At 45.0% G+C, this 17,208-nt stretch carries 10 protein-coding genes; 4 read left to right on the top strand and 6 right to left on the bottom strand.

Annotation, left to right across the window (positions count from 1 at the left end):
• Nucleotides 1–122 precede the first annotated feature (122 nt).
• From RIM23_RS27150 to RIM23_RS27170, 5 genes are all read right to left on the bottom strand, one after another.
• Nucleotides 123–1,643 carry a hypothetical protein gene (locus tag RIM23_RS27150; RefSeq protein WP_446371094.1) on the bottom strand — a complete coding sequence of 507 codons (1,521 nt, stop codon included), beginning with the start codon at nucleotides 1,641–1,643 and terminating at the stop codon, nucleotides 123–125.
• Entirely contained in the window at nucleotides 1,640–2,779 is a 1,140-nt protein-coding gene (locus RIM23_RS27155) for an Rpn family recombination-promoting nuclease/putative transposase (RefSeq protein ID WP_446371096.1), read from the bottom strand. The genes RIM23_RS27150 and RIM23_RS27155 overlap by 4 nt, the downstream gene beginning before the upstream one ends.
• 3 nt (nucleotides 2,780–2,782) lie before the next feature.
• Nucleotides 2,783–4,537 carry a CHAT domain-containing protein gene (locus RIM23_RS27160; RefSeq protein WP_446371098.1) on the bottom strand — a complete coding sequence of 585 codons (1,755 nt, stop codon included), beginning with the start codon at nucleotides 4,535–4,537 and terminating at the stop codon, nucleotides 2,783–2,785.
• Between the two features lie 346 nt (nucleotides 4,538–4,883).
• Nucleotides 4,884–5,909: an ABC transporter permease gene (locus tag RIM23_RS27165; RefSeq protein WP_446371100.1), complete on the bottom strand. Its 1,026-nt coding sequence runs from the start codon at nucleotides 5,907–5,909 to the stop codon at nucleotides 4,884–4,886.
• Nucleotides 5,910–6,133: 224 nt separating this feature from the next.
• Complete coding sequence (locus RIM23_RS27170; RefSeq protein WP_446371102.1) at nucleotides 6,134–7,792, bottom strand: ABC transporter substrate-binding protein; 1,659 nt, start codon at nucleotides 7,790–7,792, stop codon at nucleotides 6,134–6,136.
• Nucleotides 7,793–7,951: 159 nt separating this feature from the next.
• Between RIM23_RS27170 and RIM23_RS27175 the strand changes: the two genes are divergently transcribed.
• Nucleotides 7,952–8,161, top strand: coding sequence for a hypothetical protein (locus RIM23_RS27175; RefSeq protein ID WP_446371103.1), 210 nt, complete (start codon nucleotides 7,952–7,954; stop codon nucleotides 8,159–8,161).
• A gap of 144 nt (nucleotides 8,162–8,305) precedes the next feature.
• Nucleotides 8,306–10,942, top strand: a complete 2,637-nt coding sequence (locus tag RIM23_RS27180; RefSeq protein ID WP_446371105.1) for a CHASE2 domain-containing protein — start codon at nucleotides 8,306–8,308, stop codon at nucleotides 10,940–10,942.
• Nucleotides 10,943–11,116: 174 nt separating this feature from the next.
• Here the strand turns inward: RIM23_RS27180 and RIM23_RS27185 are convergent, their stop codons facing one another.
• A complete protein-coding gene (locus RIM23_RS27185; protein WP_446371107.1) occupies nucleotides 11,117–15,292 on the bottom strand; it encodes an EAL domain-containing protein in 4,176 nt (1,391 codons plus the stop codon).
• A gap of 509 nt (nucleotides 15,293–15,801) precedes the next feature.
• Between RIM23_RS27185 and RIM23_RS27190 the strand changes: the two genes are divergently transcribed.
• Together RIM23_RS27190 and RIM23_RS27195 are read left to right on the top strand one after the other, a co-directional pair.
• Complete coding sequence (locus tag RIM23_RS27190) at nucleotides 15,802–16,704, top strand: carbohydrate ABC transporter permease (RefSeq protein ID WP_446371109.1); 903 nt, start codon at nucleotides 15,802–15,804, stop codon at nucleotides 16,702–16,704.
• Nucleotides 16,705–16,818: 114 nt separating this feature from the next.
• The coding region (locus RIM23_RS27195; protein WP_446371111.1) for a two-partner secretion domain-containing protein at nucleotides 16,819–17,208 on the top strand (390 nt) is incomplete at its 3' end.

The following is a 17,208-nucleotide window of genomic DNA, read 5'->3' on the forward strand; positions in this document are numbered from 1 at the left end:
GAAAAGTCAAAACATAGAACACCAGTCAGTGTCCTCAAATCATCGACTGAAATTTTCTAGAGCGTATGGGATGAACGCGATAAAATGTTAAATCCAGTTAGCCGCACTCAATGCCGAGGGATTTATTGATTCTGTTTTTTAGATTGTGGTAAAGTTTGTTGAGTATGAGCCGACAATTTTGCTGTCTTATTACTATCACCCTGAATGAGCTTCTTCATGCATCCGGAAATTGCACCTCGATTCTGCATTACAGAGGTGTAACCTTTGGTAATGACTGCTCCTGTAACACCAAAAATCAGGCTCAAAAGTAGCGATTGAGTCAAGGGATGGAGATGATTTGTGGAAAAAGGTGGTAGTATTGGCTGTCGGGGTTCTGTGGGAATTATGGATGGAGCGACGGTAGCGCCAACGGCTGATGTAGCTAAACCTACACCGACGATAGCTACAGTATCTTGTAAAGCGCGATCGCTCTCGGCTTGTTCTGTTTCTACGATACCTCGACTTGCTTCAATCATCTGCCCAAAAAGTTGCTGACTTGGCATCAGATAAGATAAATCAGCGTTAATTTGTGGAATAAGCTTTTTTTGAGTGTCTTTAATAGTTTGTCCTAAAAAATCTAGATTATCCCGATTTTGAATGCTAATATCTTGGAGTTGCTTCAACCATAATTTATAATTTATGAGATTAGTTTGAATCGTCGTGCGATGAATGTCTATATCTCGCAGATAGTTGGCGTATTCAAAAGCAAGTGTAGGAATTTCAGTTAGCCATTCTTTGAGTTGCTTTAGCTTAGGGGTTGGTTCAGATGGTAACTGACGGAAGGCTTTTGCTTTTACCTCTAATTTCCTGTAGAGAAGCCGTGCTTTTTGATTACACCACCGGGATTCTGAGTAGACATATAAAATTTTATGGCGACAACATAATAAATTAATTAGGGGTTGATAATAATCTCCCGCAGCTTCTAATGTTGTTGTTTCCGGGTCGCAATTAAGCCAGACGAGAATATGACAATGTTCAGCCGGATGCTCTCGGTTATTGTCATACTCAAAAATGGGACTTCCTAAAAAGATGCCTTGAGTAGGAGGAGCACGTAAAAATTGTGCAACCTCTGATTTAGGTAGAATTGCAGCTAAACAATCATTGGCAAACTCCTGAATATCCTGAATTTGACCTTCTGGTTGGGCAAAGAGTACCAGGGTTTGTCCCAGAGAGGCTTTAATTTGACTAGGAAGCAGACAACCTTGAGGATTTAAACCCTCTAATTGATGAATGTCTACATTGGGATAGGGATAACGTAGGGTAAGATCAACAGCATAGGTATCATGAATTTGTAGAGGATATACTTCGCCTTGAAGTTGAGGTTTACTACCTTCAGGGATAGAAGAAAACTTTAGTGGATTTTCAGGTTGTAATAATTCCAGATATCTTGAGTTATCCTGATTGGAAGATACACCGATTTGACCGTTACTTTCTTGAAGACGCTCAATTAGGGATTCTAGTCTAGGAACATAAATTTTTTGTCCAATTCGCTGACATTCCTCCCATAAATGATTTGCGTTATTGACGGGTTCATCTTCACTTTGAGCTAAGTTGTTTCGCAGATGAAAAGCGCAAAGAGTCAATTTTGGATTAGCAACTTTCATGAAGCAGAATTGGAGGATTGAGAATCTTTTGAAGAAGAACTTTGCTGAATGGCATTGAGGATAGCTTGTTTGTTTAGTTCGTAATGGGGAGGTTTTACTTTGCCTTCTTTGCTCCCAGGGGTTTTTAGGTTTACACTAATGGGGAAAGTTTGACGAACCTGACGCCATATCTTGAGAATTTCAGCACGTTTATCCTGTTGACACCAAGCTGAAATCGCCTCTGATAGTTGCTCAATATCATCAGGCAAGGTGGCGATTAACTGATCGAGTTCTGTAAGTTCTTCCGGGGTAAAGAGAGTTCTCCGATTGGTTAACAGTTCGATAAATGCAGCTACGTTACGTTCGTCAGATGACATAGGTTGAATTCCTTGTGACTGTGCTGTTTGCTGAACGACTTCTAGTGGCAGATCTAACACCTGCGCGATCGCGTCATCACTTAACCCAAATTTGAGCATTCGCGGTATGGTTTCTAATTTAAACTCCTCTAGAATTTCCTGATAAACTCTGGTTTGCTTTAAGTCACTTAAATTCAACATGGCAGCAATCTCCTTGCGGCTCTTTTGTGGTAACTTGTATACAATGATTGTCTCAATCAAGTTAATTAGATTTCGCTGGATGGCTTCATCTGTTAGCTGTTGCCGTGCTTTTTCGATTAACTGTCTTGCCAGTTGTCCGGCTGTCTCTTCCGGCTCAATTACAAGTTTAACAACTTCTACCCCTAATGAGCGTTCGGCGGCTTCCTCTAACTCATCCAGGTAAATTCGTCTCACCTGGTTCAGGGCTAAGAGGTTACTAAAATGTAACGTCTGTTCTCGTTCAATACGGCGGTTGGGATAGATGACGACAATTTGCCAAGGATGGGGTGGCTGGTATTGCCTTAAAAAGATGAAGAGTTCGGCAAATATGCGGTAGTATAAGCCAGCATCTGGCTGGAACTGAACTTCAACCAGGTATAAAGGTTTGTCAGGTTCGCTGGTTTTGGGTAAAAATAAACCGTCTAAGCGAAAGGATAATTGTTTGACTTCGCGGGAGGTGAATTCATAGCTATCGGCTTCTTCGGGAGGACGGTTAATCAGCTCAAAGAAGATGCCGGGAAATGTCAGAAATAGATTGTAGAAGATACTGTCAGTTTTCACGGGTTATTGACCGATGGCACAGAAGGCTGCCCAGTAGTAAGGTGACTCAAAAGGTTTACTTCCAAAATCTATTGTACAGAAAAAGTCGTACAACGCTTCTTCTTTTGCAGGACTCAGAGGTAAGCTTTGCGCCCAGTCTTGTAATTGTTCTTTGGTCGCATTTCGTAACCAGATTTGGGCTTGGTTGAGGGCAATAGGAACGGTTGAGCCTGATTTAAGATTTTGATAGAACCGGATTATTAACAAGGCTGTAGAGAGTTCATTCACAGTCCACAGAGAACAGACGATGCTGGCAGTACCTGCAACCAAAAATCCATAGTTTAAGCCAATATACTCATCCGTGGCGGATGGAAAGTTGATTAATCCTGTTTCGCAAGCAGATAGAGTGACGAGCCGACATTGACTGAGGTCAAAGGTAAATAGCTCTAACACAGTAAGGTATTTGCTGAAAGCAGTAGCTGGGTCATTTTTTGGGGAAATGTGGCAATCAGCCAGATGTAGTTTAGAAAGCAGAGGGCGTTCAAAGTCGAAGTCGCAGTGACAGGAAAAGTGGATACAGTGGGCAGTTTGGAGTTGCTGGTTGTCAATAGCTGATTTTTTGGCATCGCCTTTGACAAGGATGTGACTGCTATGGAAATACTGCTTAATGGCTTGGACTTCTATATCGCTGTAGTCAAGGTCTTTTGTCGGGTTTTGAATGGCAAAGAGGTGGGTAAAATCAGGGCGCTGAGCATCTGTTGTAGCCCAAATGTTAATTTGCTGCTCAAGCGCTTCAATAGCAATACCATATCCCTCGCTAGCTTCCTGCCAACGGCGATTGCTATAAGCCACATATCCAAGACTACGTCCTATTTTGCAGCAATCTTCAGGATATGCAGTGGGTGTGAAGATTTTTAGCGCTAACCGAAAACAATCAATTGCCTGGTCAATGTTTCTTTGGTTGCTATAGGCACGACCTAGACCATGTTGAGCCTGCGCCCACTCATAAGTTTTCTCGGGAAAGACTTCTAGAGCTTGCTTATAGCAAATAATTGCATCCGCAGTCTTTCCCATTTTGCCATAGACATCACATATATTATATTTAGTCCTTGCCCAATCATCGGGAGATTCATCTTTGGAAGTGCCTTGCAACGCCTTCTCATAAGCAGCGAGCGCTAAATTCAAATTCCGGAGTTTTTCTTCTGGACTTTGTTGACTCTGGCTACGACTCCAGTAAGCATTGCCCAGACTGTTTTGGAGCGTTGTCCACTTATCAAGATACCTTTCATTTTCAAAAAATACTTCTGGAGAGTAGATTTCTACAGCCCCTTTAAAAATGGCGATCGCTTCATCAATCCGTCCTTGGTTACGATAAGCAATTCCCAGAAGGTTTTGGCTCATTAACCAATCCGTTAGATATGCTTCGCGAGTAAACACGGTGGTAGCTACTTGGCAACCCGTGATAACAATTTCCCACTTGATTTCTGGTTTTATCAGTGGAAATTGCGCTATGTAAGTGCAGAAATTATGAATAGATCCGGCAATTCTTTGGGCTTCCTCTGGTTCCACGGTTGATAGCTCGGCTTTTGCCCAACTTCGCAACATTTTAGAAAACTTATCATCCAGTTTGTCTAAATTAGATTTCAATAGTTGTTCCCCTTGTCTTCGCTGCTCCTTGATGTCTTTGTCTTTTATGCGTCTGATTGTCGGCAATGCTTTATTCAAGAACTCGTAATAAGCGTTACGGTTTGGTTGTCTAGGGTTAAATCCTTTTTTCATTTTTATCGGTTAATTTTCTAATGACAGTAAAACAATATTGTTTGATCAAATAAGTTTTACCTGATTTCACTAAAGAGAGTTATTTAACTCTCTTGCAGCACACTTGCCAATCGCTGCTCGCATCAACGCGGATTAGGTAAACTCCTGATTCAGTAACAATTTTTCCCGCATAAACGTAGGGGCGCCCTTTGCCGAGGTGCGCCGTTACACAGGGGCGGGTTTAGTCCCATCTGGGTGCAAAAGAAACGATAATCGTGAAACCCGCCCCTACATATAGGCATGAGAATACCGCCGAAAAGGAGTGATAGCAATCAAACCTGAACCCTGAACCCTGAACCATCAACATTCAATACCGAATACGGGGGTCAATTAAGGCATTAATAATATCAATGGCAATGCTCGCTATCACCACAATAGCCCCAAAAAACACCATAATTCCCTGCACCGTCGGGTAATCTCGTAACTGAATCGCTTCATATAATCGATTGGCTAATCCGGGCCAAGAAAAGGTAACTTCAGTTAACACCGCACCCCCTAGCAACGAAGCAAACGTGAGTCCCATTACTGTAATCACCGGAATCAAAGCATTTTTTAACCCATGACGCAACAGAATCGTCCGTTCCTGAATCCCTCTAGCCCGTGCGGCTTCCACATAATCAGCGTTCAGAGTTTGCTTGAGATTCACCCGCACAATACGCTCAAAAATTCCACTCAGGAGAATTCCTAATGTTAGTGATGGTAGGGTTAAATAGTATAAGGCAGTAAAAAATTGGTTGAAGTTACCGTTCAAGAGACTATCAACAGTATAAAGTCCTGTGAGTCTTGTAGGCGGAATTGCTGATGCGGGAAATCGCCCACCCAAAGGAAACCATCCTAACTGTACAGCAAAGATTAACTGGACAATCATTCCTGCCCAAAATATCGGTAAGGCATAAGTAATAATCCCAAATAACCGTCCACCTAAATCAAAGACTGTACCGGGACGAGAGGCGGAAAAAATACCCACGCCAATTCCTACAGTTATCGCGACTATCATACTACATACCGCTACTTCTGCCGTCGCCGGAAAATACTGCTGAATTACTTGCCAAACATCTCGTCCTTGGTCACTAATTGAACTACCTAAATCGAGGCGGAGTAAACTGAGTAAATAGTTTACATACTGTAACGGTAGCGGTTGATTTAATCCCAACCTTTCCCGAAACTCAGCTTTTACACTTTCAGGCGCACGATTACCAATTACCGCATCAATGGGATCTCCTGGCGTAGCGCGGAGGAGCAAAAATACGATGGTTACAATCGTAAACATCATTAACGGTGCAAGGAGCAACCGAGTGATGACGTAGTAGAGTAAGGCACGAGAACGAGACATGGGAATTCAAATTAGTTTGTAGTTACAGCAGTTTGCTCTGCTATGCGGTACATTGTCGATCCCCCTCGCATCCCCCTTAAAAAGGGGGACTTTTATCTACTGTACTTTATTACAGCGCAAAGCGCTGTATGATGCGAGCGCCATTCCAATAGTACGAAAGATAGAATTCTGTTCTATCCAGATTGTAGAGACGTTGCATGCAACGTCTCTACAGGGTTGTTGGTTTAAGCGCTTTTATCAACTTGCCAAAACGATACACCAATAATTGGGTTTATTTCCACGTTCTCTAAGGATTTTTGAGCAAAAGCAAATTCTTTTTTCTGCAACAAGGGAACCAGAGGAACATCTTGAGCAATTAGCTCTTGAATTTGCCCAAATAGTTCTTGTCGCGCCTGGGGATCTTGTTCCTTCCGTTGAGCGTCAATGAGTTGGTTCATTTTCTCACTGTAATAGAAGAAGCCTTGACTTTGACTGGCACCTTCCTGACATCCAGTTTCGGCTGTTCCTTTCGTACAACTGAAAAAGGGACTGACGTAATTATCCGCATCGCCAAAGTCAGGGAACCAAGCCACTAAATAGCTGGGATAAATGCCTTTGGGAATATTAGCAAAGAGAGTCGTCGATTCAACGGGTTGCGGTTTGACTTGCATCAAACCATCCATTTTTTGCTCGGCGTATTCTTTGAGTAGGGTAACAATTTGTTGGCGCTGGGGGCTATCGGAACTGTACCAAATTTCAAATTCAAACGGATTTTCGGCAGAAAAACCAGCTTGGGTGAGAAGTTCTTTTGCCTTTTCTACATTGCCATCCCCATAAGGTTCCTTGAATACAGGTTTGCTGGTGGCAAAGGTTTTGGGTATAATACTGTAAGCTGGTTCAGCTTGACCCCGATAAACGCGATCAATGATTAAAGCACGATCCACTAACGCCGCGATCGCTTGTCGGACTTCTACCTGGTCTAAAGGTTTTTGCTTGACATTTAGCACTATATAATCTAGGCGACTGCTGGGCTTTTCTAAGACTTGATACCCCTTGGCTTCAGCATCCTCTTTAAGGCTGAGAATTTGATCGGCATCTAAGTCACGATAGGCAATATCAAGCGCACCTGTGGTAAAGGAATTATACAAGTTAGCGGGACTACTGAGAAACTGGAAGTCAATGCCTTGATTGGGCGGTTTTTCTCCCCAATAGTCGTCAAAAACATCCACCTTGACTAAATTTGGCTCAAAGGAAACTAGCTTATAGGGACCCGTTCCCACAAACTCATTGGGTTTAAATTTGCCTTGCCCAATTTCATAAGCTTGAGGCGAAACAGCACTTAATCCGGGAAAAGCCAACAGGTAAGGGAAGGGAGCAAAGGCGTTTTTTAGTTTAATCGTGAGTTCGTATTCCCCCGTGGCTTCCACTGATTCCATGATATTAGAAAGTAAAGCTGAAGGTTTACCCCCGTTTTCACTAAACCGCTTCAGGGAAAAAGCCATGGCTTCTGCATTAAAGGGTGTTTCATCATGGAAGGTAACTCCCTGACGCAGAGGAATCGTGTAGGTTAAACCATCATCACTGACTTGCGGGAGTTCTGTCGCCAGTTGGGGGAGCAGCTTATCAGTATCCCCCGCGTAGGTGTAGAGGCGATCGCCTAAGCTGGTAATAATATCGCTAATCGCTACTTCATACCCATCAGCGGGGTCAAGGGTTCGGGGTTTGGCGACAGAACCCACCGCGATACGTTCAGAACTACTGACGCTCGTGACTGAACTCGCAGAATTATCAGTGGGTGTCGAGGTGTTCAACTCACCACAACTAATAATTAGGACGCAACAGCAGCAGAATAAACCGAAAAATTGAATAATTTGCCGTTTCTGACGAGACAAGGGAAATTTCATGACGTACAGTGAGATAGTTGATTTGAGAGTAGGGGTTTGGTAACCAAACCCCTACTGATGCGTCGAATAATTTTTGTTTTATCTTAATCATTCAACATTGCCATCTGTTCGATAATTAAGTCAGGATCATAATTATATGTAATGGAAGGGTTTAAGCTGATGACCATTTCTGCTGATACAGTATTTTCAAATTTACAGAAAATTGACCAAGTTGATCCGGTAACCAGTGCTATCTACCGAGAACAAGCCCAAGAGGTATTGGCTACGCCATCAATCGCTCTGAAACTTCGAGCTGCGATCGCGGATCGACTCAACCGAGCGAATAACGATCTAGCGCTGCACACCGTAGGGAGTGAAGATAGTTACTAGTGTAGTTGGGATTTAACCATTTAGGGTGAGCCAAACTGCCTGAGCCACGGCTCACCTGAACTTGAGCTACAGTAGGAAAAGGGGAACTATATAGCCAATGGCAATCAGGGGACTACTGATATTAATTTTGATTGCTCATCCTAAATGTGGCAAAAGCTCAGGCAGTATATTTCTAAATGGCGAGGGGTACTGATAAGTGCGCCAACTGTCGCCGGATTGGTGATAGCTACAGCGGGGACGGGTTCGTTTCAGCTTCTGGAATGGGCAACACTAGACCGATTTTTTCAGCTACGTCCCCGAGAATCGGTTGACCCCCGCATTGTGGTGGTGACGATTGATGAGTCTGATATTACCCAAATCGGGACGTGGCCCATTCCCGATCAAGTCTTAGCGCAGTTACTTGAGAAAATAAACGCCCAACAACCGAGGGCGATTGGTTTGGATTTGTATCGTGATTTACCAGTCGAACCGGGTCATCAGGAATTAGTTGAGGTGTTTAAATCCACACCGAACCTGATTGGTGTGGAAAAAGTGGTGGGCGAAACCGTCGCACCATCGCCCATTTTAAAACAACTGGATCAAGTGGGGATGGCTGATTTAGTCTTGGATGCGGATGGCAAAGTGCGTCGAGGATTGCTGTCTGTGCAATTAGACGATGAGTCCATCCACTTGGGATTAGGGGTAAAGCTGGCGTTAATGTATCTGGAAGCCGAAGGGATTACCCTGCAAATGAGGGATGAGGGAAAGAGTCATTTGCAGTTGGGTAAGGCTATCTTTGTGCCATTGACGGGGAATGAGGGTGGCTATGTAAATGCTGATGTGGGTGGTTATCAGATCCTATTAAACTATCGCGGTCCGGCTGAGAACTTCCAAACCGTATCCATTGCGGATGTTTTAGAGAACCGGATATCACCGGATTTGATGCGCGATCGCATTGTTCTCATTGGCGCTACCGGACAAAGTGCCAATGACTTATTCTTTACACCCTATAGTCAAAATACTATCGGTTCTCGTCAGCAAACACCGGGCGTTATTATTCATGCTAATATCGCCAGTCAGATCATTAGTGGGGCGATGGCGGGACGCCCTTTGATCAAAGCTATTGATGGACGCTTTTTAATTCCCTTCATTGATCAGATCAACGGACATTCTTGGCTGACAATTTGGGTCGATCCAGTGGAGTGGTTATGGATTGTACTCTGGTCTTTTATTGGTGCTGGAGGAAGTTGGAAACTCCAGCAAGCTAACCAATTCCCTGACATGATTTTTCCCCGATGGACGGTTGTCATTTTAGGCACATTCCTCATGGGTAGTATCCTGGTGGTTGGTAGTTTTGTGGCATTTATCGCCTACTGGTGGTTACCCGTGGTTTCGCCGCTAGTGGTGTTGATCGGATCAGCGATGGTTATCGCGCTTTACCAAACCTGGGAGTTGCAGCGCCACAATGCTGACTTAGAGATTTTACTCGAAACCACGACGGCTCATTCCGATGCGATTGAAGAGGAGTTACATCAACAAGCCGAAGAAGCCGCGCGGGAAAGTGAACGCCGATTAGCTCAATTTCTGGAAGCGGTTCCGGTTGGGGTAGCGGTATTAGATGCAACCGGAAAAACCTATTACCTAAATCAACGAGCACAACAGTTGATGGGAAAAGGCGTTGTTCCTGATACCTTTGCTGAACAATTCGCTGAAGTCTATCAATTTTATATTGCTGGGACTGAACAACTCTACCCGGCGGAATTATTGCCCGTGGTTCAGGCGTTAATGGGAGAAAGTGCCACCGCTGATGACATTGAAATTTACCGGGGCGATCAGATTATTCCCATTGAAGCATGGGGTATCCCAATTTTTGACGAAGGGGGCAAGGTGACGTTTGCGATCGCGGCGTTTCAAGATATTACCGAACGTAAAAAGGCTGAAGCTGAACGCAAGGATTTCACAGCTCAACTCCTGCAACTGAATCGAGCTTATGAACGTTTTGTCCCGGAAAATTTCCTGCAATTGCTTGATAAAAAAAGTATTGTCGATGTCGAACTCGGCGAGGCGGTGCAGAAGAATATGTCAATTTTATTTTCTGACATTCGTTCTTTCACTACCCTATCGGAACGGATGAGCTTGGACGATAATTTTAAATTTATTAACGCTTATCTTTCGCGCATGGAACCAGCCATTGTTGAAAATTGTGGCTTTATTGATAAATATATCGGTGATGCGATTATGGCGCTGTTTAGTGGTAGTGCTGATGACGCCGTTCGCGCCGGAATTGATATGTTAAATCGGTTGACTGACTATAATAAAACGCGGCAACGCCCGGATCGTCCCCCGATTCAGATTGGGATTGGGATTAACACAGGTTCGCTGATGCTGGGAACTGTTGGCGGACACAACCGCATGGATGGCACAGTGATTAGTGATGCGGTCAATTTAGCCGCTCGCTTAGAACAGCTTACGAAAGAGTATGGGGTATCATTATTAATTTCTCACCACACGTTTTTACAGCTAAATCATCCGATAGAATATGCCTTCCGGATTATCGGTCAAGTTCAGGTTAAGGGGAAAAGCGAAATGGTCTCTGTTTTTGAAGTATTTGAGGCAGATCCACCAGAACTTCGCTCGGTAAAGTTAATGACGAAGCCAGATTTTGAAAAAGGTTTATTTCTATATACTAATCGTTCATTTGCAGAAGCCGCCCAACTTTTTAAAGACTGTTTACAGATTAATCCCGTTGATCAAGTGGCTCACATTTATTTAGATGCCTGTCTGAAGCAGTGTGAGGATTGAAATCGTCATCGTGGTTAGTCTAAGCTGTTCAGTATAGAACGTGCTGTAGCCACTTGGAATACTAAATCCGGGTTAGCTACCCCCGTTATAACCTAGTCCGCGCAGGCGGACGAAAGGCAAGTGTAGCAGCGATTTCAATCGCCTCTTGCTACAAATTGACGTGCGGAATGCGGGTTAAATTGTTTCTCGAAGTTTTCCCGCCGTTAACGCATCTAATGGCATTTGAAATAAATACCCTTGAGCATAGTCACAATGGAGCGTCAGTAGTTGAGTCAATTGCTCCTTTGTTTCTACCCCTTCGGCAATGACTTGCATTCCCAGACTATCTGCCAACATGATAATCGTGCGGACGATTTGCAGGGGTAAGCCTTTGGTGCGATCGCTCATACCGGATTGAGTATTCCCTCCTTTGTCTATGCCAATATTACTAATCAAAGACTGATCAATCTTAATCGTATCAATAGGAAATCGATGTAAATGACTTAAGGAAGAATAACCCGTGCCAAAATCATCAATACATAAACCAATCTGGCGATCGCGCAATTGTTTGAGCCGCTCTTCTGCTGTCTGTGGATCTGCCAGTAAGCAGCTTTCAGTAATTTCCAACTTTAAATGACGCGGATGCAGATGCGTCTGTTGCAGAATTTCGTCGAGGTGTTCTAGGAGTTCGGGTTGTAAGAACTGTTTGCTGGAAAGATTGACATAAATCGTCAATTGATGATTAACGTCTCCAGTTTGAAAACTATCCTCAACCCCCTCATGCCAACATTCTAACTGGCGACAGGCTTGGCGCAACATCCACCAGCCTAGGGGAATAATCAATCCCGTTTCCTCTGCCATGGGGATAAATTCACTGGGGTTGACTAATCCTCGCGTGGGATGATGCCAGCGCAATAGTGCCTCAAACCCAGCAATCTGATGAGTCGAGAGAGATATTATCGGCTGATAGTAAACCTCAAATTCCTGATTTTCCACCGCCCGCCGCAACTCAGTTTCCAACTGCAAGACGCTGAGGGCATTTTGGTGCATGGTGAGGTCAAATACCTCATAGCGCGATCGCCCCAATGCTTTTGCCCGATAAAGTGCTGTGTCAGCATCCCGCAATAAATCTTCTGGGCGATCATAGTGGATGATATCCCCCTCCTGTCGGATCTCTCGACTTAAAACAATCCCCACACTCGCCCCCGTAAAGACTTCATGTCCATCTAAATTAAACGGGGCTGACAATTCTTGCTGAATTCGTTCTGCCACCCGGGTAGCATGGTGAATGTCTTCAATATCCTCTAGCAGGATAGTAAACTCATCCCCACCCAACCGAGCCACCGTATCCTCTGTCCGCAAACAGGATTCTAAGCGACGGGCAATGCCAATCAGCAGTTGATCCCCAATCAAATGCCCTAAACTATCATTGACCACTTTAAAGCGATCTAAATCCAAAAATAGGAGGGCAAATCGATAGGTAGGATGCCGTTTGGCTCGCTCTACAATATGACTTAAGCGATCCATAAATAAAGCACGATTAGGCAATCCTGTCAACGTATCGTAGAATGCCCGGGCTTGCAGTTGGTCTTTTGCCAATTTGTGTTCAGTGATATCTTCGACGGTGCCTTCGTAATAGAGCAATTCCCCTGTCATCGTATCGCGAACAGCACGAGCATTTTCGGCAATCCAGATCACACTGCCATCTTTGCGATAGACTTGGGACTCAAAATCAGCCACCGCATCATTTTCTTGCAACAGCCGACTAAACTCAGTCCGTCGCTGGGGATCAACATAAAGCTGATGTTCAATATCCGTCAGTCGCGCCATCAATTCATCGGGAGAGGAATAGCCATATAAACGGGCAAGTGCTGGATTGGCGCTAATATAATGCCCATCAGCGGTGGATTGAAAAATTCCTTCCAAGGCATTCTCAAAAATACTGCGATATTTAGCCTCTGCCTGTTGCAACGCCTGTTCTGCCCGTTTGCGTTCGGTAATATCCCGTGCTACCCAAACCACTGAGTCTGCCAACGTGGGGGAAATCGTCGCCGCAAACCAAACGTCGCGATCGCCCACGGGTAAACTATACTCAATATTCACACGCGAACAAGTCGCGATCGCCTCCTGAATATACACCAAAAACTGATCGGCTTGAGCTGGGGCAAAGAGTTGATGCAGGGTTTTGCCCACCAATTCATAAGCATTCTTAGGCAACAGTACAGGCTCAGGATTCGTCGGGGCAATCTTCAGGAAACACCCCGTTTCATCCAAGACAAAAATAGAATCCGTCATCGCCGCCAATAATGCCCGCAACTCCGCCTCAGAGGAACGCAGCGCCACTTCCGCCTGTTTGCGCTCAATCGCTACCCCTAATTGGGCGGCTACTGTAGAAATCAAATCTACCAATCGCTGATCCGTTTGCCACGATTCAAGCCGGAAAAACGTCAACACCGCCAGAACCTCGTCATCAGCCATAATTGGCACCGCCAAGCCAGCCCCTAAACCACAGGCTTTTGCCAAAGATGAGCGCACAAACACCGAATGATTCGCACGGGAAACATCGGGAATCCATTCTGGGTGACGGGATGCCCAAACTCGTCCCGGTAGCCCACAGCCTAAAGCAAAGGTAAAGGCGGGACTATATCGGCAAAAGTCGGCTAAGGTTGATTCATCAGACGCCAAGCTAGGGGGATAGGGGGACATTGCTACTCTATCTGTGCCAGTGGACTTGGGATCATGTCCAAGTCGCCCGTTATCATTTCTTTTTACCTTTCCATTTTGCGCCTTCCCTGGGAGCCTCTGATTTCTGGCTTGTGCCTTCCCAGGCATCTCCTCCCCTCTGCGCCAAATCGTGGAACATTCTAAAACCTTACCATCACCACGTTTGACCCAAGCTTCGCCCAAATCCCAATGGGTGGCTTCCCCCACTTTACTCAAAGTGACATACAAGGCTGACTGAAAATCTGGGGCTTCACCAATCGCCTGAGTCATAGTTTGCAAAAGTTCCAGGGCGTCTGTTGCCCACTTGCGCTCGGTGATATCGGTAATAAAGCCCTCTAAAGCCTGCAACTCTCCGTGGCGAGAAAAAATGCCGCAACCTTGTTCCCAAACCCACTTCTGAATTCCGGTTGCTGTGGTAATCCGATATTCTATTTGATAGGGTCGTTTTTCGGTAACGGCGGCTTTTACATCCTGCTTCACCCGTTCTCTATCGTCTGGATGAATTACGTCGCTGAACACTAATGCCCGATTTTCGATTAAATCACGGGGATTGTAGTGGAGTAGATTAAAACAGCCCTCACTGACAAACTCCATTGTCCATTGACTATCTGCTCGACAGCGATACGCCATCCCGGGGAAATTGCTCATCAGCGTGGCTAGGGTGCGTTGACTTTCTTGCCAAGCGGCTTCGGCTTGCTTGTAATTGCTGATATCAAAGGCACTTAACAGTAGGGCGGGTTTCCCTTGAAATTCAATGATCCGGGTACTCATCTCCAGCCAGCGTTTATCACCGGTTTTGGTTAGGATTTGCACCTCATAGCGACGTTGTGATTCCTGCTCGTTCCATTCACTCAGGGATTTTTTGGGCATTAAGGCGTGGCTACTCGGATGCAGCAAGTCCCATAAATCCATGGTTAACAATTCAGATTGGCTGTATCCTGTAATTTCACAGACTAGGGAATTCACATAGACCAACTGATTGCTTTGGTAGATTAAGGCAGCGGCGGAAATGGTTTCGGCTAAGGTACAAAATTTGACCTCTTGTTCACACAAGGCATTGGCAATTAACTGGCGGCGTGTTGGTTGAGGTGATGTCGCTGTTTGCGGATGCGATGCAGATAAGGGGGGGAGGGATTCGGGGCGATAGGGGCTCTCTGTAATCGGCTGGAAAATTGCCACAAAGGCTGACTCTCCTTTAAATGTTAACCGTTGTAACGAAACTAGGCTCCAAATCGGCTTGCCCTGGCGACTCGGCATTTTGACGGTGTAATCCCGCAAATAGCCTTGGCTAACTAATATCTGTAATATTACTTGTCGTTGGGTGGGATCGTGATAGAAGGATAGGGTTTGGCGATCGCAAATGGGTTCATTGACGCTGGAACTCTTCTTGCGGCGGCGATCAAAGGTTGAGCTGTAAGGGTCATTTGCATACAGAATCACACCATCCTTTAACCGGGCAATCACTAAGGGTAGGGGAATGCCTTGCACTAGGGTTTGCCAGGATAGGGTGTCGCCGTCTCCTCTGCGTGGATGTGTCGGGACACTCAGAAGCTCCAGTACGTTTGTCTCTGGCTCTCGTGGTGTATCTTTTTCCAATAAATGGCTGTAGCTTACCTCTAAATGTTTCACGGCTGCATATAACTCCAACGTCTTGTCCTGGGAAATTCCCTCTTCAGGATGAGGAATGAAATAGTTCTGATGTTGATGATAGATAGCACCGTGAAAAATACAGCGATTGAACCTAAGCGTGCTGTATGCGATCGCATCGCTTACTGCAAACGTTTGTTTAAACCCAATTTTCTGGTAAATAATAAGATTACACTAAGGTTAAGAATAGGAAACTGTTAACTAGGCTACCGTATAATGCTAATCCTTTCTTTTTCCTTAATAATTTAAGAATCAGCGCACGTTGGGAATGGGTGCACCATCCGTCATCCGTGTCAACTTAAGCCAAATCAGTTAGTGAGCAGGCTTCCAGGCACACTCTCGTTCCCAGGCATAGCCTGGGAATGCCTCTGTTGAGGCTCCGCCTCCTTTGACAAGCGGCTGGAGCCGCTTAAGGATCATTTCCGCCCTAAAGCTGGAAACGAGAATGGGCGCACGTCGGCAATGGGCGCACGTCGGTGCGCCCCTACGGTTTCTGTATTTTATGAGTTATGACTTTTTTTAAATTAAAGGATTCGATTGTCATCCCGCCCAAGTTAACCCCGTACCTGTTTTTGCTCCCGGCTCTGGTTATCTTGGCGATAACAGTATTTTTGCCAGCTTGTCAAGCCTTTTACTTAAGTTTTACTCAATACGACTATGATTTGACCCAAACGCCTGAATGGGTAGGCTTGAAGAATCTGCAACGCTTGGGCAAAGATCGAGTATTTTGGCAAACGGTGGGGAATACGTTGTTATATCTGATTGGCGTCGTGCCAATTTTAGTCACACTCCCCTTAGGATTAGCCATTTTAGTCAATCAGAAACTGCGTGGAATAAGTTGGTTTCGGGCGGCTTATTATACACCCGTGGTGATTTCTATGGTGGTGGCGGGAATTGCTTGGCGATGGCTTTATGCAGAAAATGGTTTATTTAATCAGATACTCACTTTGGTGGGATTCAAAGAGGGAATTCCCTGGTTGACAAGTCCAGATTGGGCAATTTTTAGTGTCATGGCAGTAACCGTGTGGAAGGGGTTAGGCTACTATATGGTGATTTATCTGGCAGGTTTGCAATCGATCCCCAACCAACTCTATGAAGCGGCGGCGTTGGATGGTTCGGATGGGTACGGGAAACATTGGGATATTACAGTTCCTTTAATGCGCCCCTATTTGGCGTTAGTTGCGGTAATTTCGGCTATTTCGGCGACTAAGGTCTTTGAAGAAGTTTATATCATGACCCAAGGCGGACCTCGCAATAGTTCCAAAACTGTGGTCTATTATTTGTATGAGCAAGCATTTTCGGATTTGGAAATTGGTTATGCTTGCGCGATTGGATTAGTGCTGTTCCTGGTTATTCTGGGATTGTCCCTGCTTAATCTTAGATTATCTCAAGGACGCGATCGCATCGGTTAGAAATTTTGGTACAGTATGTGAGCCTACTGTTCCTGTTTCCTGTTCCCTAGGGTTAAATCGTCTCGACTTGAGATATAATAGTGCCTTCTTAAACATCATCTACCATCTCAGGATATGGCAAACCAGGCATTATGGCATAGACCATGGGGGTTAAGCCTAATTATAGCGGGATGGGGCGCGATCGCATCCGTCGCCTCACCTACCTTGGCGCAGATTCAACCCGATACTACCTTAGGTGCTGAAAATTCTATCGTGACACCAAATGTGGAGATAAAAGGCTTACCCGCCGATTTGATTGAAGGAGGGGCGATTCGCGACACAAATCTGTTCCACAGTTTTGGGGAATTTAATGTAGGTGAGGGGGGGCGCGTCTATTTTGCCAATCCCCTTGGAATTGACACGATTTTCTCTCGTGTGACGGGTTCTGATATATCGGATATTCTGGGAACATTGGGAGTAAATGGAGGTGCGTCGTTATATTTACTCAATCCCAATGGGATTATA

Origin of the sequence: Coleofasciculus sp. G3-WIS-01, from assembly GCF_040223135.1 — a bacterium.
Lineage (GTDB): Bacteria > Cyanobacteriota > Cyanobacteriia > Cyanobacteriales > Coleofasciculaceae > Coleofasciculus.